The sequence below is a fragment of the Variovorax sp. V213 genome, from assembly GCF_041154455.1.
Lineage (GTDB): Bacteria > Pseudomonadota > Gammaproteobacteria > Burkholderiales > Burkholderiaceae_C > Variovorax.
This window is the reverse complement of sequence record NZ_AP028664.1, coordinates 1,527,211-1,549,620: the sequence shown is the minus strand read 5'-3', so window position 1 is coordinate 1,549,620 and position 22,410 is coordinate 1,527,211. Positions and strand designations below refer to the sequence as shown.

Annotated in this window: 21 protein-coding genes; 15 read left to right on the top strand and 6 right to left on the bottom strand. The window is 67.0% G+C overall.

Features of this window, described 5'->3' with window-relative positions:
• Positions 1-254: 254 nt before the first annotated feature.
• From pilQ to ACAM55_RS07445, 11 genes are all read left to right on the top strand, one after another.
• On the top strand, positions 255-2,345 hold the full coding sequence (gene pilQ, locus ACAM55_RS07495) for a type IV pilus secretin PilQ (protein ID WP_369655406.1): 2,091 nt from the start codon (positions 255-257) through the stop codon (positions 2,343-2,345).
• A gap of 90 nt (positions 2,346-2,435) precedes the next feature.
• Positions 2,436-3,470, top strand: a complete 1,035-nt coding sequence (locus ACAM55_RS07490; RefSeq protein ID WP_369655405.1) for an ABC transporter ATP-binding protein — start codon at positions 2,436-2,438, stop codon at positions 3,468-3,470.
• A gap of 62 nt (positions 3,471-3,532) precedes the next feature.
• Positions 3,533-4,801 (top strand): PotD/PotF family extracellular solute-binding protein, encoded by a 1,269-nt coding sequence (locus ACAM55_RS07485; protein WP_369655404.1) that lies wholly within the window; start codon positions 3,533-3,535, stop codon positions 4,799-4,801.
• Between the two features lie 91 nt (positions 4,802-4,892).
• The gene (locus tag ACAM55_RS07480; RefSeq protein ID WP_369655403.1) at positions 4,893-5,789 is read left to right on the top strand and encodes an ABC transporter permease; all 897 of its coding nucleotides are present in this window, start codon (positions 4,893-4,895) and stop codon (positions 5,787-5,789) included.
• Positions 5,789-6,679, top strand: a complete 891-nt coding sequence (locus tag ACAM55_RS07475) for an ABC transporter permease (RefSeq protein WP_369655402.1) — start codon at positions 5,789-5,791, stop codon at positions 6,677-6,679. The genes ACAM55_RS07480 and ACAM55_RS07475 overlap by 1 nt, the downstream gene beginning before the upstream one ends.
• Before the next feature lie 125 nt (positions 6,680-6,804).
• Positions 6,805-7,935 carry a sterol desaturase family protein gene (locus ACAM55_RS07470; RefSeq protein ID WP_369655401.1) on the top strand — a complete coding sequence of 377 codons (1,131 nt, stop codon included), beginning with the start codon at positions 6,805-6,807 and terminating at the stop codon, positions 7,933-7,935.
• Complete coding sequence (locus tag ACAM55_RS07465; protein ID WP_369655400.1) at positions 7,932-8,717, top strand: YaeF family permuted papain-like enzyme; 786 nt, start codon at positions 7,932-7,934, stop codon at positions 8,715-8,717. Before ACAM55_RS07470 ends, ACAM55_RS07465 begins: the two co-directional genes overlap by 4 nt.
• Before the next feature lie 5 nt (positions 8,718-8,722).
• Positions 8,723-9,961 carry an NAD(P)/FAD-dependent oxidoreductase gene (locus tag ACAM55_RS07460; RefSeq protein WP_369655399.1) on the top strand — a complete coding sequence of 413 codons (1,239 nt, stop codon included), beginning with the start codon at positions 8,723-8,725 and terminating at the stop codon, positions 9,959-9,961.
• A 110-nt stretch (positions 9,962-10,071) separates the two neighbouring features.
• Complete coding sequence (gene rpsU, locus ACAM55_RS07455) at positions 10,072-10,284, top strand: 30S ribosomal protein S21 (protein ID WP_007833691.1); 213 nt, start codon at positions 10,072-10,074, stop codon at positions 10,282-10,284.
• A gap of 123 nt (positions 10,285-10,407) precedes the next feature.
• On the top strand, positions 10,408-10,857 hold the full coding sequence (locus ACAM55_RS07450; RefSeq protein WP_369655398.1) for a GatB/YqeY domain-containing protein: 450 nt from the start codon (positions 10,408-10,410) through the stop codon (positions 10,855-10,857).
• Positions 10,857-11,327 (top strand): NUDIX domain-containing protein, encoded by a 471-nt coding sequence (locus tag ACAM55_RS07445; RefSeq protein ID WP_369655397.1) that lies wholly within the window; start codon positions 10,857-10,859, stop codon positions 11,325-11,327. Before ACAM55_RS07450 ends, ACAM55_RS07445 begins: the two co-directional genes overlap by 1 nt.
• 18 nt (positions 11,328-11,345) lie before the next feature.
• Here the strand turns inward: ACAM55_RS07445 and ACAM55_RS07440 are convergent, their stop codons facing one another.
• Positions 11,346-12,104 carry a sulfite exporter TauE/SafE family protein gene (locus tag ACAM55_RS07440; RefSeq protein ID WP_369655396.1) on the bottom strand — a complete coding sequence of 253 codons (759 nt, stop codon included), beginning with the start codon at positions 12,102-12,104 and terminating at the stop codon, positions 11,346-11,348.
• A 102-nt stretch (positions 12,105-12,206) separates the two neighbouring features.
• Between ACAM55_RS07440 and ACAM55_RS07435 the strand changes: the two genes are divergently transcribed.
• Entirely contained in the window at positions 12,207-13,112 is a 906-nt protein-coding gene (locus ACAM55_RS07435) for a LysR family transcriptional regulator (protein ID WP_369655395.1), read from the top strand.
• A gap of 32 nt (positions 13,113-13,144) precedes the next feature.
• Here ACAM55_RS07435 and ACAM55_RS07430 read toward each other — a convergent pair whose 3' ends face one another.
• Positions 13,145-13,687, bottom strand: a complete 543-nt coding sequence (locus tag ACAM55_RS07430) for a nucleoside 2-deoxyribosyltransferase (RefSeq protein ID WP_369655394.1) — start codon at positions 13,685-13,687, stop codon at positions 13,145-13,147.
• Entirely contained in the window at positions 13,684-14,610 is a 927-nt protein-coding gene (locus ACAM55_RS07425) for an AraC family transcriptional regulator (protein ID WP_369656352.1), read from the bottom strand. Before ACAM55_RS07425 ends, ACAM55_RS07430 begins: the two co-directional genes overlap by 4 nt.
• A gap of 207 nt (positions 14,611-14,817) precedes the next feature.
• On the opposite strand from ACAM55_RS07425, the gene ACAM55_RS07420 reads away from it, so the two are divergent.
• Positions 14,818-15,609: a fumarylacetoacetate hydrolase family protein gene (locus ACAM55_RS07420; RefSeq protein WP_369655393.1), complete on the top strand. Its 792-nt coding sequence runs from the start codon at positions 14,818-14,820 to the stop codon at positions 15,607-15,609.
• A 22-nt stretch (positions 15,610-15,631) separates the two neighbouring features.
• Here ACAM55_RS07420 and pmbA read toward each other — a convergent pair whose 3' ends face one another.
• Positions 15,632-17,002 carry a metalloprotease PmbA gene (gene pmbA / locus ACAM55_RS07415; RefSeq protein ID WP_369655392.1) on the bottom strand — a complete coding sequence of 457 codons (1,371 nt, stop codon included), beginning with the start codon at positions 17,000-17,002 and terminating at the stop codon, positions 15,632-15,634.
• A 106-nt stretch (positions 17,003-17,108) separates the two neighbouring features.
• Between pmbA and yjgA the strand changes: the two genes are divergently transcribed.
• Entirely contained in the window at positions 17,109-17,765 is a 657-nt protein-coding gene (yjgA, locus tag ACAM55_RS07410; protein WP_369655391.1) for a ribosome biogenesis factor YjgA, read from the top strand.
• Complete coding sequence (gene mog, locus ACAM55_RS07405; RefSeq protein ID WP_369655390.1) at positions 17,762-18,364, top strand: molybdopterin adenylyltransferase; 603 nt, start codon at positions 17,762-17,764, stop codon at positions 18,362-18,364. The genes yjgA and mog overlap by 4 nt, the downstream gene beginning before the upstream one ends.
• On the opposite strand, the gene ACAM55_RS07400 is transcribed toward mog, so the two are convergent.
• Together ACAM55_RS07400 and ACAM55_RS07395 are read right to left on the bottom strand one after the other, a co-directional pair.
• Positions 18,361-19,116 carry an SDR family oxidoreductase gene (locus ACAM55_RS07400; RefSeq protein WP_369655389.1) on the bottom strand — a complete coding sequence of 252 codons (756 nt, stop codon included), beginning with the start codon at positions 19,114-19,116 and terminating at the stop codon, positions 18,361-18,363. The two genes, mog and ACAM55_RS07400, sit on opposite strands and share 4 nt — an antisense overlap.
• Positions 19,117-19,216: 100 nt before the next feature.
• Positions 19,217-22,408 carry a CusA/CzcA family heavy metal efflux RND transporter gene (locus ACAM55_RS07395; RefSeq protein WP_369655388.1) on the bottom strand — a complete coding sequence of 1,064 codons (3,192 nt, stop codon included), beginning with the start codon at positions 22,406-22,408 and terminating at the stop codon, positions 19,217-19,219.
• Positions 22,409-22,410 lie beyond the last annotated feature (2 nt).

Genomic DNA, 22,410 nt, shown 5'->3' with positions numbered 1-22,410 from the left:
GACCGACTTGCCACCATTCGTGCGCTCCAGAGGATTTCGACAGCCACGATGGTCCCCCGCAAATTCGGAGAAATCGAAGAGGCAGCGCAGCGGAATATCGGAGCTGCCGGCGCGGCCCATTGCATCCATGCAACACAAGTTGCGATCGGTCGCTGTTCGGCGAGATTCCTCCCACATTGGACGAAACCATTCAACCCGTCATCGCGGAGCGCGCATGTCGCTCGCGTCCCGCTCAAGAAAAGACGGAGAGAACCATGAAGATATGTCCGCGCTCGCCGAGCGCCCTGCGACGGTGGATCGGTGTTGCGCTCGTCTCGCTGGCCTCGATCGCCGCGCACGCACAGAACGCCATCGAGGCCGTCACCAGCACTGCGAGGGGCGACGTGGAACTGGTGCGCATCGACTTCACGCATCCGCTGGCCGAGCTGCCCACCGGCTTCGTGGTGCAGGAACCGGCGCGCATTGCGCTGGATTTTCCGGGCGTCACCAATGCCGTGGGCCGCTCGGCGATCGAGTTCAACCTGGGCAATCTCCGCACCGCCAACGTCGTGCAGGCCGGCGAGCGTTCGCGCGTGGTGCTGAACCTCAAGCACGCGACCACCTACCAGGCGGAGATCCAGGGCCGCTCGCTCCTGGTTTCGCTGCAGCCCGGAACAGGCCAGCCGCCCAGGACGCCGTCCAACGCCGGTTTTGCCGAAGGCAGGGAGCGCCAGGCGACGCCGCTGCGGGACATCGATTTCCGGCGCGGCGGCGACGGCGCCGGCCGCGTGCTCATCGCCATGGGCAGCAGCCAGCTCGGCGTGGACGTGCGGCGGCAGGGCTCGGCGCTGGTGGCCGATTTCATGCGCGCCTCGCTGCCCGACGCGCTGCGGCGCCGGCTCGACGTGTCCGACTTCGGCACGGCGGTCGACGCGGTGCACGCGGAGCAGCTCGGCGACAGGGTTCGCCTCACGATCAGTTCGCACGGCGACTGGGAGCAGAGCGCCTACCAGACCGACGAGCAGTTCGTCATCGAGGTGCGCCCCCGCAAGACCGACCCGGGCAAGCTGACCCAGGGCACCGGATACACCGGCGAAAAGCTCACGCTCAATTTCCAGAATGTCGACGTGCGCGCGCTGCTGCAGGTGATCGCGGACTTCACCGGCTTCAACGTGGTGACGTCGGACACGGTGTCCGGCGCCCTGACGCTGCGGCTCAAGGAGGTGCCGTGGGACCAGGCGCTGGAAGTCATCCTGCAGGCGAAGAACTTGGGGCTACGCAAGAACGGCAGCATCCTGTGGATCGCGCCGCGCGACGAGATCAACGCCAAGGAAAAAGTGGAACTCGAAGCGCACGCCGCGCTGGAGAGCCTGGCCGCGCTTCGCACCCAGTCCTTCCAGCTCAATTACGCCAAGGCCGCCACGGTGGCGCAAAGCCTGACAGGCGGCGGCGCCTCGGGAGGCGGCGGCAGCAGCACCTCGGTCACGCGCATCTTGAGCACGCGCGGCAGCGCGATCGCCGAAGTGCGCACCAACCAGCTTTTCGTCACCGACACGCCGCAGCGGCTGGCCGAAGTGAGCGAGCTCATCCGCAAGCTGGACGTGCCGGTGCGGCAGGTGCTGATCGAGGCGCGCATCGTCGAAGCCTCGGACACCTTCGGCAAGTCGCTGGGCGTCAAGCTGGGCGGCGGGGCCAGCGGCAAGAACGCCTCCTTCGGCACCAGCTCCACGAGCACGAGCACGAGCACGAGCAACACCAGCAGCAACTTCGTGAACCTGCCGGCCAGCGACGCGGGCGGCACGGGCGATAGCGCGGGGACCTTCTCGCTGTCGCTGTTCAACTCCAGCCTCACGCGCGTGCTGAACCTGGAGATCTCGGCGCTCGAAGCGGAGGGCAAGGGCCGGCTGGTGTCGAGCCCGCGCGTAGTGACGGCGGACCAGACCAAGGCGCTGATCGAACAGGGCGAGGAGATTCCCTACCAGCAGGCGACCTCCAGCGGCGCGACCTCCATCTCGTTTCGCAAAGCCGTGCTGAAGCTCGAAGTCACGCCGCAGATCACGCCGGAGGGCAACATCATCCTCACGCTCGACGTGAGCAAGGATACCCGCGGCACCACCACCTCGGCCGGGCCGGCCATCAACACCAAGCACGTGCAGACGGAGGTGCTGGTAGAGAACGGCGGCACCGTGGTGATCGGCGGCATCTTCGAGCTGACGGAAACCAACGACGAGTCGCGCGTGCCGGTGCTGGGCGAGGTGCCCTACCTCGGCGCCCTGTTCCGGTCGCGGGAACGCGTGGTGAACAAGGTCGAGATGCTGGTGTTCATCACGCCCAAGATGATCGCGCGCCCGAACGCCGCGCTTTAGCACGGGGGTGTGGCGCAGGGGTGTGGCATGGAGCGTGCTTAACGCCAGCATGCCCGCTTTCCGATCGCTTTTGGCGTCCGTCGCCCGCTCATGAACGCCGTCGCCGCGCCTCCTCCCGCCGCCGTTGAAATCGTTGCCCTGAGCAAGCGCTACGCCGCCGGCACGCCAGCCGCCGTCGACCGGATCGACCTGCGCATTGCCAGCGGCAGCTACTGCTGCCTGCTGGGCCCTTCAGGCTGCGGCAAGAGCACCACGCTGCGCATGATCGCGGGCCACGAGTCGGTCACCAGCGGCGACATCCTGCTGGACAACCGCAACATCACGAACCTGCCCGCGGCCGCGCGCGGCACGGCGATGATGTTCCAGAGTTTTGCGCTGTTCCCCCACCTGTCCGCAACGGACAACGTGGCCTTCAGCCTCAAGATGAAAGGCGTCGGCAAGGCCGAGCGCCAGAAGCGTGCGCGCGACCTGCTGGAACGCGTAGCCATGGGCCACCTGGCCGAACGCAAGCCCGGCGAACTCTCCGGCGGACAGCAGCAGCGCGTGGCGCTGGCGCGCGCGCTCATCACCGAGCCGCGCGTGCTGCTGCTCGACGAGCCGCTGTCGGCGCTCGACCCCTTCCTGCGCATCCAGATGCGCGCCGAGCTGCGGCGCTGGCAGAAGGAGCTTGGGCTGACTTTCGTGCACGTCACGCATTCACAGGAAGAAGCGATGGCGCTGGCCGACACCATGGTGGTCATGAACCACGGGGTGATCGAGCAGGTCGGCTCTCCGCACCAGATCTACAACCACCCGGCGAACGAATTCGTGGCGCGCTTCATGGGCGGCCACAACGTGTTCGACACGCCCGCCGGCCCGATCGCCGTGCGCAACGACCACATGCGGATCGCCCCGGCTTCGGACGGCGGCGCGCCAGGTGGCCTTGCCGCGGCGGTGACCGACGTCGAGTACCAGGGCACCTACGTGCTGCTCGGGCTGGCGCTGCAAGCGGCCCCGCCCGGCCGCCAGAACGTGTCGGTCCTGATGGGCGAAGCCGCCTTCCTCGCGAGCCCCTACGCGCAAGGCGAGACGGTTCGCCTGGCCTGGGCCGAGTCGGATGCGCGCGCACTCGCCGCGGCCCCGTAAGCGCCGCCACCACAGCTTTTCCCCGTTCCTTCATCTGCCACTTTTCATACGGAGGCTCTTTCATGACCGACCCCATCGACTCGTCCGCCGGCGTCCAGCGCCGCACCCTGTTGCAAGGCACCGCCGGCATCCTGGCCACGGGCATCGCGCCCTTCGTGCATGCACAGGAAAAAATCGTGCTGCGCTACCTGGGCACGGCGGTGAACCAGGACAAGGCGATCGCCGAGAAGTTCAAGGCCGACACCGGCATCGAGATCCAGTACGTGGCCGTGACCACCGACGACGTGACCAAGCGCGCCGTGACCGCGCCCAACAGCTTCGACCTCATCGACACCGAGTTCTTCTCGCTCAAGAAGATCGTGCCGACCGGCAACCTCAAGGGCATCGACACCAAGAAGATCAAGAACGCCGACAAGATCACCACCCTCTTCACCAAGGGCGAAGTCGGCGGCAAGGCCGTGGGCGACCAGGGCACCGCGCCCAAGAAGGTGATCTACCTCGAAGGCGAGAAGAGCAAGAAGTTCGCGACCGCGCCGACGCAGTTCATGTCGCTCATCCCGACGGTCTACAACGCCGACACGCTCGGCATCCGCCCCGACCTGATCAAGCGGCCCATCAGCTCCTGGGCCGAGCTGCTTAACCCCGAATTCAAGGGCAAGGCCGCGATCCTGAACATTCCGTCGATCGGCATCATGGACGCCGCGATGGTGGTGGAGGCCAAGGGCATCCACAAGTACAAGGACAAGGGCAACATGACCAAGGCCGAGATCGACCTGACGATCAAGACCCTGATCGAAGCCAAGAAGGCCGGCCAGTTCCGCGCGCTGTGGAAGGACTTCAACGAGTCGGTCAACCTGATGGCCTCGGGCGAGGTGGTGATCCAGTCGATGTGGTCGCCGGCGGTCACCGCCGTGCGCACCAAGGGCATTGCCTGCAACTTCCAGCCCCTGAAGGAAGGCTACCGCGCCTGGGCCGCCGGCTTCGGCCTGCCGGCCACGCTGTCGGGCAAGAAGCTCGATGGCGCCTATGAATTCATCAACTGGTTCCTCGACGGCTGGGCCGGCGCCTACCTGAACCGCCAGGGTTACTACAGCGCCGTACTCGACACCGCCAAGGCCAAGATGGAAGCCTACGAGTGGGCCTACTGGATGGAAGGCAAGCCGGCCTCGCAGGACATCAAGAGCCCCAACGGCGACGTGCTGGCCAAGACCGGCGCGGTGCGCGACGGCGGCAGCTACGAGCAGCGCATGGGCGGCATCGCCTGCTGGAACGCGGTGATGGACGAGAACGAGTACATGGTTCGCAAGTGGAACGAGTTCGTCGCAGCCTGATCATGCGAGCCCCTTTCGCGAAACACCGCGGAACCGGCTTTGCCGGGCCGCTGGTGTTGCCCCCGGTAGGGGGTTGGCGTAGCGACACGAAGTGCGCGAAGACTGGGGGCGAGCTTTGACGGTGAAGGCGTGGTGGCAGGCAACGCCGTTCGCGCTGGTGTTCCTGCTGTTCTTCCTGATTCCGCTGGCGCTGATCGCCATGGTCAGCCTGTGGAATTTCAACGAATACGAGCTGATCCCGGCGGTGACGCTGCGCAACTACCTGAGCCTGTTCGAGGGCTGCTCTCAGCTCACGGACAACGGCGACCTGTGCGTCACGCTCAACACCTACCTGAGCACCTTCAAGTTCTGCCTGCTGGTGTGGGGCATCACGCTGCTGATCGGCTTTTCGGTGGCGTACTTTCTTGCGTTCCACGTGCGCTCGTCGACCATGCAGACGGTGCTGTTCGTGCTGTGCACGGTGCCGTTCTGGACCTCCAACGTGATCCGCATGATCTCGTGGGTGCCGCTCCTGGGGCGCAACGGCCTGGTCAACCAGATGCTGGCGGGCCTCGGCCTCGTCGACCATCCGGTCGAATGGCTGCTGTTCTCCAATTTCTCGGTGGTGCTCGCCTTCGTGCACCTCTATACGATGTTCATGATCGTGCCGATCTTCAACAGCATGATGCGCATCGACCGCTCGCTGCTCGAAGCCGCCAGCGACGCGGGCGCCTCGGGCTGGCAGACGCTGTGGAACGTGGTGGTGCCACTGTCGCGCACCGGCATCCTGATCGGCTCGATCTTCGTCATCACCATCGTGATGGGCGACTTCGTCACCATCGGCGTGATGGGCGGTCAGCAGATCGCATCGATCGGCAAGATCATCCAGGTGCAGACCTCGTACCTGCAGTTTCCGCTGGCCGCGGCCAACGCGATGATCCTGCTGGCGGTGGTGCTGATGATCATCTGGGGGCTGACGCGGCTCGTCGACATTCGCAAGGAGCTCTGATGAGCCAACGCATAGGAGAACAACGCGCCCCCGGCTTCTGGCCCCTGGCAATCGTGTTCGCCCTCTTCGTGCTGTTCCTCTACGGCCCGATGATCACGATCTTCATCCTGAGCTTCCAGGGCCCCGAGGGCGGCCTGACCTTTCCGCTGCGCGGCGTCTCTCTGCACTGGTTCCACAAGCTGGCCGAAGGCCTGGGCACCGTCGACATCGGCGCGGCCTTCCGGCGCTCGCTGGCGCTCGGCGCGGTGGTGATGGGCTTCACGGTGGTGCTGTCGGTGCTGGCCGGGCTCGCGTTCCGCAAGAAGCTCGCGGGCAGCAACGCGCTGTTCTTCGTCACGGTGGCCAGCCTCATCATGCCGTCGATCATCATTTCGCTCGGCATCGGGCTGCAGTTCCGGCTCATCGACACCGGCCTCAAGAGCCTGCTGACGGCCATGGACGCCACCACGCTGCTCGAAGGCTACGGCACCGCGCTCGGCCTGTTCAGCTCCGCGCTCGGCGCCCATTTGACGTGGACGCTCCCCTTCGGCCTGCTGATCATGTTCGCGGTGTTCAACCGCTTCAACCCGGCCTACGAGGAAGCTGCGCGCGACCTCGGGGCCACGCCCTGGCAGACCTTCCGGCACGTAGTGCTGCCGCTGATCGGCCCCTCGATCGTCGGCATCGGCATGTTCGGCTTCACCCTGTCGTGGGACGAGATTGCCCGCACCTCGCAGGCCATCGGCGACGTCAACACGCTCCCCCTCGAACTGCAGGGCCTGACCTCGACCGTCACGACGCCTTCGATCTATGCGCTCGGCACGGTGACCACCGTCGTGTCCCTGCTCGTGATGGCCGTGGCGCTGGGCATGGCCGCGCTGCTGCGCCGCCGCGCCGTTCGGCCGCGCTGACGCCCCAACCCGCGCACGAGGCGGGAAAGCCGCGGATCCTGCCTACCCCGTTCGGTCGACGTGAGAGTTTTCCTACAGCCGCCTAAAATCGCGCGCAACAAAACACAAGCGAGAGAGAGGCGGGCATGCTCGACATCGACAAACTCAACGAATTCACCCAGACCCACGGCGAACTGCGCCGCGGCCAGGGCCTCGTCACGGGAACCATTGCGCTGAGCCTGGCGATCCTGTGCTTCCTGGGCGTGCTGGCGTTCCACTTTCCGCAGTACCTCACGACGCCCGAGTTGCGCAAGAGCTACAACGTCGACGTGATGCGCTTCATCCTGCTGGCGGCCATGGTCGTCTCGGGCGGGCTGGCGCTGGTGAACATCATCTTCAACCGCTCGCGCTGGCTGTCATCGGCCGCGTTCCTGCTGGTGGCGGCTGCGGCGCTGCTGGGCGGACACAAGGTGCCGGTGAACGACTTTGCCGACAACACGCCCTACATCGGCCTGGACTGGTTCATTCTCGACCTGCTGGGCTCGTCGCTGATCTTCATCTTCATCGAGAAGCTGTTCGCGCTGCGCAAGGACCAGCCGGTTTTCCGCGCCGAATGGCAGACCGACTTCCACCACTTCGTGGTGAACCACATGATCGTGGGCTTCGTGCTGCTGGCCACCAACCTGATGGTGCACAAGTTCTTCGGCTGGGCGGCCAACGACGGCATTCGCGGCTGGGTGGGCAACCTGCCGTTCTGGGCCGGGCTGCTGCTGATCATCCTGGTGGCCGACCTGGTGCAGTACTGGACCCACCGCGCCTACCACGAGGTGCCGGTGCTTTGGCGCCTGCACGCCGTGCACCACAGCGTGAAGAGCATGGACTGGATGGCCGGCTCTCGCCAGCACATCCTCGAGCTGCTGATCACGCGCACGCTGGTGCTGGCGCCGATCTACGTGCTGGGCTTCTCGAAGGAAGTCATCGACGCGTACATCGTGGTGGTGGGTTTTCAGGCGGTGTTCAACCACTGCAACGTGAGCGTCCGGCTCGGGCCGCTGCGCTACATCATCGTCACGCCCAACTTCCACCACTGGCACCACAGCCAGGACGTGGAGGCGCTCGACAAGAACTATTCGGCGCACTACGCCTTTCTCGACTATCTCTTCGGCACCGCGGTGAAGAGCACCAAGCTCTGGCCCGAGAAGTACGGCGTGCTCGGCGACTACGTGCCCAACGGCTTCTTCAAGCAGTTGAAATTCCCTTTCGTCTGGAAAGGATGATGGGGCGCCATCTCCGCGCGGCGGCGCTCGGCGCTGCCGCACTGTTGCTGCTGTCGGCCTGCGCCACCCGCGTCGAACTGCCGTCGAAAGACGCGGGCCTGCGCCTGCGCGTGCAGAGCTCGGTCATCGCCCCCGGCAACGGCGGCGAACTGATCGCTGCCGATGCGCTGCAGCCCGGTGACATCCTGCTGACCTCCATTGCCACGGTCAATTCCTTCGGCATCCGGCTGGGCACCTTCTCGCCCGTGAGCCACGCCGTGCTCTACCTGGGCGACGGCCTGATCGCCGAGGCGGTGGGCAGCGGCGTGCGCGCGCGTCCGCTGGCCGACGTGGTGGACGAAGAACAGATGGTGGTGGCCTTTCGCGTGCCCGGGCTCGATGCCGCGGGCGCCCAGAAACTCCGCACCTGGGCCAACACGCAGGTGGGCATCCGCTACAACACCACGGGCGTGCTGCTGAATGCGCCTTTCGTGCTGAACCGGCGCCTGTGCGAGTTGCCGCTGATTCCCTCGGCCGTCAGCCACTACTGCATCAGCGGCATGGCCATGGTGCAACTGGGCGCGAGCCGCGACGACCAGTTCTTCTGCTCGCAATTCGTGCTCGAGGCCTACCGGCGCGCCGGCCTGCCGATCACCGACGCCGACCCGCGCTGGGTGAGCCCGGCCGACCTGCTGCACATGCGCGAGGGCGACGTGCCCTCGATTGCCGCCACGCAGCCGCTGCGCTACGTGGGCCACCTCAAGTACAACCCGCCGCCGCTGCTCGCCGCGGACGGCCCCTGAACGCCTTGAGCAATTCCTCTTCAATCCGTTTCGACGTCGTCGTGGTCGGCGCCGGGGCCGCGGGCCTGTTCTGCGCGGCGCTGTCCGGGCAGCGCGGGTTGAAGGTGCTGCTGGTCGACCACAGCGAGAAGGTGGCGGAAAAGATCCGCATCTCGGGTGGCGGCCGCGCCAACTTCACCAACCGTGACCTGGACGTGCGCGCACCGCAGCGCCACTTCATCGGCGAGAACCCGAATTTCTGCCGCTCGGCGCTGTCGCGCTATGCGCCGCAGCAGTTCATCGAGCTGGTGCAGAAGCACGGCATTGCCTTTCACGAGAAGCACAAGGGGCAGCTGTTCTGCGACGGCTCCTCGCAGCAGATCATCGACATGCTGCTGGCGGAATGCGACGCGGGCAGCGTCACGCGCTGGCAGCCGTGCAAGCTCGGAAAGATCGTGTTTTGCGCGTCTGGCGATGACGGGACGGGCGCAGGCAGCTACCAGATCGATAGCAGCAAGGGCCTGATCGAAACGCCCAAGCTCGTGGTCGCCACGGGCGGCCTGTCGATCCCGCAGATCGGCGCCAGCGATTTCGGCTACCGCCTGGCCGAGCAGTTCGGCCTGCGCGTCGTCCCGCCCCGCCCGGCGCTGGTGCCGCTGACCTTCGGCGGCGAAGCCTGGTCTCCGTATGCCGAACTGGCCGGGCTGGCGCTGCCGGTGCGCATCGAAACCGGCGCCAAGAAGGAAAAAATGGCCTTCCTCGAAGACCTGCTGTTCACTCACCGCGGCCTTTCGGGCCCGGCCGTGCTGCAGATTTCGAGCTATTGGAAACCCGGCACCCCGCTCACGCTCGACTTCGCGCCCGGCGTGGACGTGGCCGAGGCCCTGGGCGACGCCAAGCTCCGCTCGAAGAAGCGCATCGCCAACGAACTGGCCATGCTGGTGCCCTCCCGGCTGGCGGACGCCTGGGTGGGGCAGGATCCGGCCCTCCAGCGCCCCGTCAACGAGGCCGCCGACAAGGCCCTGGCCGCCCTGGCCGAGCGCATCGCCCGCTGGCAGATCACCCCCAGCGGCACCGAGGGCTATAAAAAAGCTGAAGTCACCGCCGGCGGCATCGACACCCGCGATCTGTCCTCCCAGACCATGGAATCCAGGCAGCCGGGCCTGTATTTCATCGGCGAAGTGGTCGACGTGACAGGTTGGTTGGGCGGATACAACTTCCAATGGGCTTGGGCGAGCGCACATGCGTGCGCAACCGCGCTATAATCGCGGGCTAACTTTGGCCTTCCCTCAACGGCCGCAAAAATTTTTCAGTTGAGGAACCCCGGCTTGGGGCCTCGATCTCCCCGAGCCAAATTCAGTTCAACGATTCATCAATGACCACCATCCGCGTTAAAGAAAACGAGCCTTTCGACGTCGCCCTGCGCCGCTTCAAGCGCACCATCGAAAAGCTCGGCCTGCTGACCGACCTGCGCGCCCGCGAGTTCTACGAAAAGCCGACCGCCGAGCGCAAGCGCAAGAAGGCAGCCGCCGTCAAGCGCCACTACAAGCGCGTGCGCAGCATGCAGCTCCCCAAGAAGCTGTACTGATGCCCGTTGGCAACAGGATCGCCGGCCTTTGACGCAAGTCGGCCCAGCGATCCGATTGCTGCCTCAGCCGCGCCAGGGAAACCTGCCGCGGCTTTTGTTTTTCCCGAACCAGGAGCCCCGAGCATGAGCCTCAAGGAACAAATCACCGAAGACATGAAGACCGCGATGCGCGCCAAGGACTCGGAGCGCCTCGGCACCATCCGCCTGCTGCTGGCCGCCCTGAAGCAGAAGGAAGTCGACGAGCGCGTGGAGCTCGACGACGCCATGGTCGTTGCCATCGTCGACAAGATGGTCAAGCAGCGCAAGGACTCCATCGCGGCGTTCACGACCGGCGGCCGCGCCGACCTGGCCGACAAGGAATCGGCCGAAATCAAGGTGCTCGAGGTCTACCTGCCGCAGCGCATGAGCGCCGACGAAGTCGCTGTCGAGGTGAAGGCCATCGTGGCCGAGCTGGGCGCGAAGGGCCCTGGCGACATGGGCAAGGTGATGGGCGCCGTCAAGACCCGCCTCGCGGGCAAGGCCGACATGGGCCAGGTGAGCGCGGCGGTCAAGGCAGCCCTCGCAAGCGCCTGATGCACGCCGGCGGCGCCCGCCCCACCGCGATCCCGAAGGCCTGCGCCTGCCTGGTCGATGCCCGTGGCCGGCTGCTGGTGTTCCGCCATCCCGGCGACGGGAACATGCAGCTGCCCAAGGGCACCATCGAGCCCGGCGAGTCACCCGAGGTGGCGGTGCGCCGCGAGCTGCTCGAGGAATCGGGCATCGACCACGTCGGCGAACTGCAGCCGCTCGGCACCCTGCAGCGCGACTGCGAGGCCGGCGCCGAAGGCAATACGGTGCGCCACCCCCAGCTGTGGCATCTGTTCCTGATGCGCGCCGACGGCCCGCTGCCCGAAACCTTCGAGCACGTGGCCATGGGCAGCCCCGAGGAAGACGGCCTGGTGTTCTCGTTCAGCTGGCTCGGGCCCGACGACGGCATCGAGAACTTCGCCCTGCCTTATCGGCAAACCATCGAGCGCGTTCGCGCAGCCCTGCTCGCCGCTTGAGGTTCCCCGCGTTCGGGCTCACGCCAGCGCATGCGCCACCATGTAGAACCCCAGGAGCGCCAGCCCGACCAGAAAGCAGCGCCGGAACACCGCCACCGACAACCGCTTGCGCAGCCACGTCCCCAGTGCCATGCCGCCGAGGGCCGGCGCCAGCATCGCCGCCGACCCACCGACCGCCGAAGCGGGATAGCTGCCATTGCCGGCCAGCCCGATGGCCAGCACCACGGTCGAGGTGGTGAACGAAATGCCCATCGCCTGGATCAGCGCATCGCGCTGGAAACCCAGGGCCTGCAGATAAGGCACGGCCGGCACCACGAACACGCCGGTCACGGCCGTCACCAAACCCGTTGCGGCGCCCACCAGCGGCCCCAGCCAGCACTCGTGCGCCGCAGGCACATGCAGCTGGCGCCCCGTGAGCCCCCAGAGCGCATAGGCCACCAGCGCCGTACCGAGCGCCACCGAAGCCCAGGCGCCAGCCGGCACCCCGAGCCACAGCGCGCCGCCCAGGGTGCCCACCACGATGCCCGCCTGCATGCCGCCGATACGCCGTAGCACCGGCCGGAAGGTCGCACGCGGCCCGGTCTGCCACAGGTTGGTGACCAGCGAGGGTGCGATCAACAATGCGGCCGCGCGCACCGGCGGCATCCACAGCGCGAGCAGCGCCATCGACACCGTCGGCAGCCCGAGCCCGACCACGCCCTTGATCACCCCGGCCAGGAGAAATACCGCGGCGGCGGCGGCCCAGTGGCCTGTTGCCAGTTCGTTCGAGATCGTCATTGCGGCGCAGTCTGCCGGCCTCTGCGACGCCTGGAAATGCGGCATTCGCGCAGCCGGCCTCAGGCACAGGCTGAGGCTCCCGTGCTACCTTGCGGCCTCATCATGCGATTCGATCTCACAGACCTGCGGCTCTTCCTCCACGTCGTGGAGGCCGGGAGCCTGACCGCCGGCGCACAGCGCTCGCACATGACGCTCGCCTCGGCCAGCCAGCGCGTGCGCGGCATGGAAGACGCCCTTGGCAGCCCGCTGCTCACGCGGCACGCGCAGGGCGTACGCCCCACCGAGGCCGGCCGCACCCTGCTGCACCATGCGCGTGTCGTGCTGCAGCAGATGGAACGCATGCGCGGCGAACTCGGGGAATACGGCCAGGGCCTCAAGGGCCACGTGCGCTTCATGTGCGGCACCTCGGCGCTCAACGAGCACCTGCCCGAGGTGCTGAGCCGCTTTCTTGCGCAGCATCCGCGCATCTCGGTCGACCTCGAGGAACGCCCCAGCCCGGACTCCGTCGAGGCGCTGCGCGCGGGCCTGTGCGACATCGGCATCGTCTCGGACGCGGTCGGCACCGAAGGCCTCGAGTGCCACCCCTTCCGCCGCGACGACCTGGTGCTCGTGATGCCGCGCGGCCATGCGCTGGCCAGGCGCCGGCGCGTGCACCTGGCCGAGGTGGCCGACAGCGAATTCGTCGGCCTGACCGAAGACAGCGCGCTGCAGCGGCTGGTGACGCAGCATGCCCGCGCCATGGGCAAGCAACTGGCCTACCGCGTGCGCGTGCGCAACTTCGAGGCGGTGTGCGGCATGGTCGAGCACGGCATCGGCGTGGGCATCGTGCCCCAGACCGCGGCCGTGCGCTGCGCCCGCTCGATGAAGATCGCGCGCGCCGGCCTGAGCGATGCATGGGCCGAGCGCACGCTGATGGCCTGTGTGCGTTCGTCGGAAGATCTGCCGCTCAACGCGCGGCGAATGCTCGAGCACTTGCTGGCGCCGCCCGACAAGGCTGCAGCGAAGTGACCTGACCGCTGAACGCGAGGCCGGCTTGCGGCTCAGCGCAGCTGAACTGCAAGCAGCTGCGCCATCTTTCGCAGCGCTTCTTCCGGAGTCGGCGCGATGTGGATCGAACAGGCCAGCATCAGGTTCAGCGGCTGGCCGAAGTCTTCCACCGCAATGCCGCTGCCGGTCTCGCGCAGCACCCCAGCCGCATCGGGCGCGCACTGCAAGAGAGACCGGGCGCGATCCGCATAGCTGCCCGCGGGCACGCCGTAGGCCACGACCGGAATCCGCAGTGCCACCGCGGCGCCCACCTCGAACACCGTCCCCGAGTCGGGCTCCAGGCCACGGAAGCAAGCGAGGTTGGCCACGACACCATCCGCGCTGCGGAGCCGCTGCATGTTGGCCTCGTAGATCTGCTCTTCCGGCGCGCTGGCACCTGGCTGATCGTTGCCATCGGCCGGCAGCAGGGCCGCAAGCCCCAGCGCATCGCAAGCCGCGGCAAGCCGCACGAAGTGGTCCCTGGCGTCGGGGCGAAAGACATCCGGTCCCGCAAGATAGATCTTCGGGCGTGCCGGAATTTCTGGGTTTGGGTTCATGTGGAGCACATCTTAGAGATGGCTCGATGATCGTTGGGCTCCGCCGCCCTGGCCACTCCGGCATCGGCTTCACTGCGGAACTGCCGCGGCGTGACGCCGTTGCGCAGCCTGAAGCGGCGGCTGAAGTACACCGCGTCGTGGAAACCGCATTGCCGCGCGATGTCGCCGATGCGGGCGTTCGAGGTGACGAGCAACTCCTTCGCGCGCTCGAGGCGGCGCTCGGTCACCAGCTCGGTGAAGGTGCGGTGGGTCTGCTTCTTGAGCAGGTGCGCGAGGTAGTTGGGCGACAGCATCGCGGCCGCCGCGGCATCGTTGAGCGACATCTCCTCGCCCAAGTGCTCGCGCACATAGCGCATCACGCGCTGCAGCGCATCGCGGCCCGGGCTGCGGCCGCTCTGCAGCGCCGCCTGCGCGAGCAGTTGCGGCTCGAGCCGATTGCACGCGAGCGCCATCAGCTGCAGCAGGACGCCGCGGATCGCGCTCCCGGCACCGAAGCGCCGCTCCCGGTTCAACGCCGCGAGCTCATCGAGCCAGGCAAGGATGCGCGCGAAATCGGCCTCGCCAAAGTGGAAGTCCACGTACTCCTGGAACAGGAAAGGCGCAAGCTCGGGCTGGCGCGCCACCGGCACCTCCTCCAGATCGAGCGTCTCCACCGCCAGTTCGGGCCACAGAAAGCCCTGGTCGAAGTTCACGATGGCATAGCGCGCGCCGGGCGGATGCGGCACCACGTGCACGCGGTAGGGCAGCACGAAGCTCAGGTGCCCCGCGGTGAACGGGCGCACCGCGCCGCCGATCACCTGTTGCGAGCCTCCATGGATGCTGACCTGTATCTGGAAGTACTCGTGCCGGTGCGGCCGCGCCAGCACGTCCCGTGCACCTTCGAAGCGAATGTCGAAGTCGAGGTGGTTCGCGCGCTCCTGCATGCCGTAGAGGCGCAGGCTGGATCGAAGGGCCGGCATGGCGCGATGGTAAGCCCTGGCCCCAGGGCTGTTCGTGCGGGCGCCCGGTGTTGCTTGCGTCCTGTTTTTGCGTAGATGCGTGCGGAAGCAGCGGCGCCGCGCGCTCCAGAATGGCCCGGCTGGCACGGCCGGCTTTCATCGCTTACCCAAGAAATCCAGGAGACAAAAATCATGTCCAGTTCACGACGCGGCCTTCTGGCCGGTTCTGCCGCCATGGCCGCCGGCGCGATGACCGGCTGCGCCCTGCCGGCCGGTGCATCGCGCGCGCCGCAGACGCCCTTCACCGTCGCGCAGGCCACGGTTCCGATCGTCGGCAGCGAACAGGTGTTTCCGGTGCGCCGCGTCTATTGCATCGGCCGCAACTATGCGGCCCATGCGCGCGAGATGGGTTCCGATCCCACCCGCGAGCCGCCCTTCTTCTTCCAGAAGCCGACGGACGCGATCCAGGTCGTCACGCCCGGCACCGTGGCCGACCATCCATACCCCCCGCTGACGAAAAACTACCACTACGAAGTGGAACTGGTCGTGGCACTCGGCAAGGGCGGCCGCGACGTCGCCCCGGCGGATGCGCTGGGCCTCGTCTACGGCTACTCGCTCGGGCTGGACATGACCCGCCGCGACCTCCAGCGCGAGATGGGCGACCAGAAAAAGCCGTGGGAAATCGGCAAGAGCTTCGACAAGTCGGCGCCGATCGGGCCGATCCATCCGGTGGCCAAGGTCGGCCACTACACCGACGGCGCGATCTGGCTCAAGGTGAACGGCCAGACCAGGCAGAACGCCACGCTCAAGTACATGATCTGGTCGGTGGCCGAGCAGATCAGCCGGCTGTCCCAGGCTTTCGAGCTGATGCCCGGCGACATCATCTACTCGGGCACGCCCGAGAATGTGGGTCCGGTGGTGCGCGGCGACGTGGTCGAGATCCACATCGACGGCCTGCCGAACCTGTCGGTGCGCATCGTCTGAGCGACGGTGCGCGGCGGCCTCGTCAGCTGCCGGCCACCTTCATGCGGTTGACCAGGACCGACCCGGTGGTCTTGGCGCCAAAGGTGTAGGCATCGGCCCCGATGGCCTCGATGCCCATCAGCATGTCCTTCAGGTTGCCGGCAATGGTGATCTCGTGTACCGGGAAGGCAATGCGGCCCTTCTCGACCCAGAAGCCGCTGGCGCCGCGCGAATAATCGCCGGTCACGTAGTTCACGCCCTGCCCCATCAGCTCGATCACGAACAGGCCGGTGCCGAGCTTGGCGAGCATGGCGTCGAGGTCGTCGCCGGCCTTGGTGAGGCGCGAGCTCAGGATCAGGTTGTGCGAGCCGCCGGCGTTGCCGGTGGTCTTCATGCCCAGCTTGCGCGCCGAATAGGTCGAGAGAAAATAGCCCTCGAGCCGCCCGGCATCGACCACCTTGCGCGCGCGGGTCACCACGCCTTCGTCGTCAAACGGCGAACTGCCCTTGCCGCGCAGGATGTGCGGGTCTTCCGCCACGTCCACGTGCTTGGGCAGGACCGGCTTGCCGAGCGAATCGAGCAAAAAGGTGCTCTTGCGGTACAGCGCCCCGCCGCTCACGGCCTGCACCAGCCCGCCCAAGAGGCCCACGGCCAGCGGCGACTCGAACAGCACCGGGCATTCGGTGGTCTTGATCTTGCGCGACTTGAGCCGGCTCAGCGCCCGTTCGGCGGCGTAGCGGCCCACGGCCTGCGGGCTGGCCAGCTCGCCGGCCGATCGCATGGAGCTGTACCAGGAGTCGCGCTGCATGTCGTCGCCCTTGCCGGCGATGGGCGCGACCGAAATCGAATGCCGCGAGCTCGCATAGCCGCCGCGGAAACCATGCGTATGGGCGCTGAAGAAGTGGCTCTGCTGGGCCGAGACGCCCGCGCCTTCGCTGTTGGTGATGCGCTTGTCGGTCGAAAGCGCTGCTTCTTCGCATTCCAGCGCCAGCCTGGCGGCCTGCTCGCTGGTCACGTCCCAGGGGTGGAACAGGTCGAGTTCCGGGTGGACCTTGGCAATGTCTTCCTCGTCGGGAAGACCGCTGACCGGGTCTTCGGCCGTGAAGCGGGCGATGTCGTAGGCGGCCTGCACCGTCTGGGCAATGGCGGCTTCGGAGAAGTCGGAGGTGCTGGCGTTGCCGCGGCGGTGGCCCACGTAGACCGTGATGCCCAGCGACTTGTCGCGGTTGCGCTCGACGTTCTCGAGTTCGCCCTTGCGGACCGAGACGCTGAGGCCGCAGCCCTCGGAGGCCTCGGCGCCGGCATCGGTGGCACCGAGCTTTTTGGCGTGGGCCAGGGCCGAGTCGACCAGGTTTTCGAAGAAGGAGCGGCTGTAGGCGAAGCCGGAATCGGCGCGCGAGGAGGATGTCGTCATGTGGTGGCTATGATACTTGCGCACCCCACATTCCGTTTTCCCTCCAGCTTCCCACTGCGCATTGCACGCGTTGCAACGCCGCACGGTGCGGCCCAGAATCCACCCCATGTCCCGCAAACCCAAAAAAGGCTATTTCGTCCGTGGCCAGTTCGTCGCCGAAGGCAGCGAGCTCGACCTGGAGCTCAAGCGCGAGCTCAAGGGCACCGACGAAGCCAGCCGCACCGATCTCAAGCGCGAAAGCGACGAACTGCAAAAACTCGGCACCGAGCTGCTCGGCCTGCGCGCCGGCCTGTTCGATGCGCTCCCGCTCGACGAAAAACTGATCGACGCCGTGGCCGAGGCCAAGCGCATCACCAATTTCGAGGGCAAGCGCCGCCAGATGCAGTTCATCGGCAAGCTGATGCGCAAGCTGGAGCCCGAGGTGCTGGAGGCCGTGAAGCTCGCCCTGACCGAGCAGAACAGCGTGCCGGCGGCCGAAACCGCCGCGCTGCACGAGGCCGAACGCTGGCGCGACCGGCTGATTGCCGACGACGACGCCCTCGGCGGCTGGATCGAAACCCACCCCGCCACCGATTCCCAGCAGCTGCGCGCCCTGGTGCGCCAGGCCCGCAAGGACATGAAGTCCGGCCCCGCCGGTGAAGCGCCGCGCCAGGGCAAGGCCTACCGCGAGATCTTCCAGCTGGTGCGTGCCCAGCTGGCGGTGCACGGTGGCGCCGACCACGCTGCGGAGGCTGCCGCGCAAGACCGGGAAGACGACGCATGAGCGCCCTGTCTTCTGCACCTGATTCGGTCCGCATCGGCATCGTCTCCATCAGCGACCGTGCCTCCAGCGGCACCTACGAAGACAAGGGCCTGCCTTCGCTGAAGGAATGGCTCGGCCGGGCGCTGAAGAATCCCATCGATTTCGAGGCCCGTCTGATTCCCGACGAGACGGCCCTCATCAGCGCCACGCTGATCGAGCTGGTGAACGCCGGTTGTTCGCTGGTGCTGACCACGGGTGGCACCGGCCCGGCATTGCGCGATGTGACGCCCGAGGCCACCCTGGCCGTGGCCCACAAGGAAATGCCCGGCTTCGGCGAGCAGATGCGCCAGATCAGCCTGCGCTTCGTGCCCACCGCGATCCTTTCACGCCAGGTGGCGGTGATCCGCGACAAGAGCCTGATCATCAACCTGCCAGGGCAGCCCAAATCGATTGCGGAAACGCTCGAAGGGCTCAAGGACACCGAAGGCGTGCAGGTCGTGCCGGGCATCTTTGCGGCGGTGCCCTATTGCATCGACCTGATCGGCGGGCCGTACCTGGAGACCGACGACACGGTCTGCAAGGCGTTCCGGCCCAAGACGGCCATCCGGCCGCCGCGCTAGGCGGCCGCGGCGCGCTGCCCGAACCAGGCGTCGAAGCCGGTCGGCGCGAGGCGCGCACCGGCAGCCGGCGTGAGCGAGCGGTCGTCGAGGCGCACGCCGAAGTAATCCGCGTTGGCATCGGTGACCACTTGCCGGGAGTCGCCTGTCGCGGCGAGATAGCGCCGCACCAGGTCGTCCAGCGGCACCGCCTCGGGGCCGGCGATTTCCACGCGCCCGCCGGCCGGCGGCTCGTTCACGATCTCGGCCAGCGCCGCGGCCACATCTTCCGCCGCAATCGGCTGCACCAGTGCGTGCGACAGGCGGATCTCGCTGCCCGCGGCGCCCGCGTTCGCAATGCCGCCAAGGAACTCGAAGAACTGCGTGGCCTGCACGATCGTGTAGGGCACGGGCGAGGCCTCGATCAGGTCCTCCTGAGCCTGCTTGGCCCGAAAATAGCCGCTCGCGAGCAGCCGGTCGGTGCCGACGACCGACAGCGCGATATGGTGGGCCACACCGGCTTCGGCCTCGGCCGCGAGCAGGTTGCGCCCCGAGGTCTCGAAGAAGCGCAGCACGGCCTCGTCCTCGAACGACGGCGAGTTCGCCACGTCGACGACCACCTGTGCACCTGCCAGCGCCTCCTTCAGGCCCCGGCCCGTGAGCGTATCGACGCCCGTGGAGGGTGAGGCGGCAACGACTTCGTGGCCGGCGTGGCGCAGCTTGGCGGCGAGTTTCGAGCCGATGAGGCCGGAGCCTCCGATGACGACGATCTTCATGGTCGATTCCTTGTGAAAGGGAGTCCAGAGAACGTCCCCCTTGGACGTCCATGCGAGAAAGACGCGCGACGGGGATGGTTTGTGACACCGGGACCGGAAACTACTTGGAATCGGCCCGTGGGTAAAGCTCGGCGCAACGCCCTTTCTCCTCGTGGCGCCGGTGCGCCATGCGGTAGAGCAGCGGCAGCACCAGCAGCGTCAGCGCGGTCGATGACAGGATGCCGCCAATCACCACCGTGGCCAGGGGACGCTGCACCTCCGCGCCGGTGCCGGTGGCGATCGCCATCGGCACGAAGCCCAGCGATGCGACCAGCGCGGTCATCAGCACCGGCCGCAGCCGCGTGAGCGCCCCTTCGCGGATCGCCGCATCGAGCGGCAACCCGCCGTCGCGCAGGTTGCGGATGAACGAGATCATCACCAGCCCGTTGAGCACCGCCACGCCTGAAAGCGCGATGAAGCCCACCGCCGCGGAGATCGACAGCGGAATGCCGCGCAGCCACAGCGCGACGATGCCACCCGTGAGCGCGAACGGAATGCCGGTGAACACCAGGAGGCCGTCCTTCAGATTGCCGAACATCGCAAACAGCAGCGTGAACACCAAGAGCAGCGACACCGGCACCACCACCCGCAGCCGCTCGGTGGCGGAGGCGAGGTTCTCGTACTGGCCGCCCCAGGCTGTCCAGTAGCCCGGCGGAATGCTCACTTTGCGCATCGCTTCTTCCGCCTCGGCCACGAAGGAGCCAAGGTCGCGGCCGCGCACATTGGCGCTCACCACGATGCGGCGCTTGCCGTTCTCGCGGCTGACCTGGTTCGGTCCAGGCGCAAGCTCCAGCGCGGCCACTTCGCCGAGCGGGATGAAGCTGGTGCGCTGCTGCGCCTCCGCGCCTGCGCCCCTGGGCAGCGCCACGGGGAGGCGCTTGATCGCCTCCAGGTCGGTGCGCAGGTGCTCGGGCAGGCGCACGATGATGTCGAAGCGCCGGTCGCCGTCGAACAGCGTGCCCGCCTCGCGGCCGCCCACCGCGATGGAGATCGCCTCCTGCACGTCGCCCACGTTGAGGCCGTAGCGCGCAGTCTTGCTGCGATCGATGTTCACCGTGAGCATCGGCAGGCCGGTGGTCTGCTCGACCTTGACCTCGGCAGCGCCGGGGATCTTGCCCAGCACGCCCGACACCTCGGCCGCGGTCTTGTCCAGCACCTCCATGTCGTCGCCGAAGATCTTCACGGCCACGTCACTGCGCACGCCGGAGATCAACTCGTTGAAACGCAGCTGGATCGGCTGCGAGAACTCGTAGTTGTTGCCCGGCAGCATCTCCACCTCTTCCTGCACGGCCGCGAGCAGCTCGGCGCGCGTGCGCCGCGATGTACCTTGCGATGCGGGCCACTCGCCCTCGGGCTTCAGCATGATGTAGCCGTCGGAGATGTTCGGTGGCATCGGGTCCGACGCGATCTCGGCCGTGCCGGTGCGCGCGAACACGCGCTCGATCTCCGGAAACTTCGCCTTCAGCGTGCGTTCGATCTGCTTTTGCATCTCGACCGATTGCGTAAGGCTGGTGCCCGGAATGCGCAGCGCCTGAACGGCGAAGTCGCCCTCGCCCAGGCTGGGCACGAACTCCGTGCCCAGCCGCGTGGCCAGCAGGCCCGAGAGCACCACCGCCACAACGGCCGTGGTGATGACCAGCGGCTTGGCTCCCATGGCGCGCGCCAGCAGCGGCGCGTAGCCGCGCCTGGCCCAGTGCATCAGGCGGTTCTCCTTCTCGCTGACCTTGTTGCCGATGAAGAGCGCCACAGCCGCCGGAATGAACGTGATCGACAGGATCATCGCGCCCAGCAGCGCGATCACCACGGTGAAGGCCATCGGGTGGAACAGCTTGCCCTCCACACCCGTGAGCGCAAAGATCGGCAGGTACACGATCATGATGATCAGCTGGCCGAACAAAAGCGGGCGCCGCGCCTCCTGCGAGGCCGCGAACACTTCATGGAAGCGCTCGCTGCGCGTCAACGGCCGCCCATGCTTCGCCTGTGCATGGGCCAGGCGCCGCACGCAGTTCTCCACGATCACGACCGCGCCGTCGATGATGATGCCGAAGTCCAGCGCGCCCAGGCTCATGAGGTTGGCACTGATCCTCTGGTTCACCATGCCGGTGAAGGTGAACAGCATCGACAGCGGAATCACCAGCGCGGTGATCAGCGCCGCGCGGATGTTGCCAAGAAACAGGAACAGGATGGCAATGACCAGCACTGCGCCTTCGAGCAGGTTCTTCTTCACTGTGGCAATGGCTTTGTCGACCAGCACGGTGCGGTCGTACACGGTCACGGCCTTCACGCCCGCGGGCAGCGTTCGGTTGATTTCCTGCATCTTCTTGTCGACCGCCCGAGAGACGGTGCGGCTGTTCTCGCCGATCAGCATGAACACCGTGCCGAGGACCACCTCGCGGCCGTTGTCGGTCGCCGCGCCGGTGCGCAGTTCCTGGCCAATGCCCACATCGGCCACGTCGCGCACGCGCAGCGGCACCCCACCGGCGTTGCCGAGGATCACGTTGCCGATGTCCTCCACCGACTTCACCTGGCCGGGCGCGCGAATCAGGTATTGCTCGCCCCGCTTCTCGATGTAGCCCGCGCCCACGTTGGCGTTGTTGCGCTCCAGCGCGGCCACCAGGTCGGTCATCGCGAGGCCGTGCGCCAGCAGCTTTGCAGGGTCGGGCGCGATCTGGAACTCCTTGGCGTAGCCGCCGATGGAGTTGATCTCGGTCACGCCCTTCACGTTGCGCAGCTGCGGCTTGATGATCCAGTCCTGGATCTCGCGCAGGTCGGTCGGCGTGTAGGGCCTGCCGTCGGCCTTCTTCGCGCCCTCTTCCGCTTCGACCGTCCAGAGATAGATTTCGCCCAGGCCGGTCGAGATCGGGCCGATCACGGGCGAGATGCCGTTCGGCATGCTTTCGCGCACCGACTGGATGCGCTCGTTCACGAGCTGCCGCGCAAAGTAGATGTCGGTGCCGTCCTCGAAGATCACCGTCACCTGCGAGAGGCCGTAGCGCGAGAGCGACCGGGTCTGCTGCAGGCCCGGCAGGCCGGCCATCACCGTCTCGATGGGATAGGTCACGCGCTGCTCGGCCTCCAGCGGCGAATGGCCGGGCGCGGCCGTGTTGACCTGCACCTGCACGTTGGTGATGTCGGGCACCGCGTCGATCGGCAGCTTCTGGTAGCTGAAGATGCCGAGCGCGGCCATGCCCAGCACCGCGACCAGGATCAGCCAGCGCTGCTCGATGGAAAACCGGATGACTCGTTCGAACATTC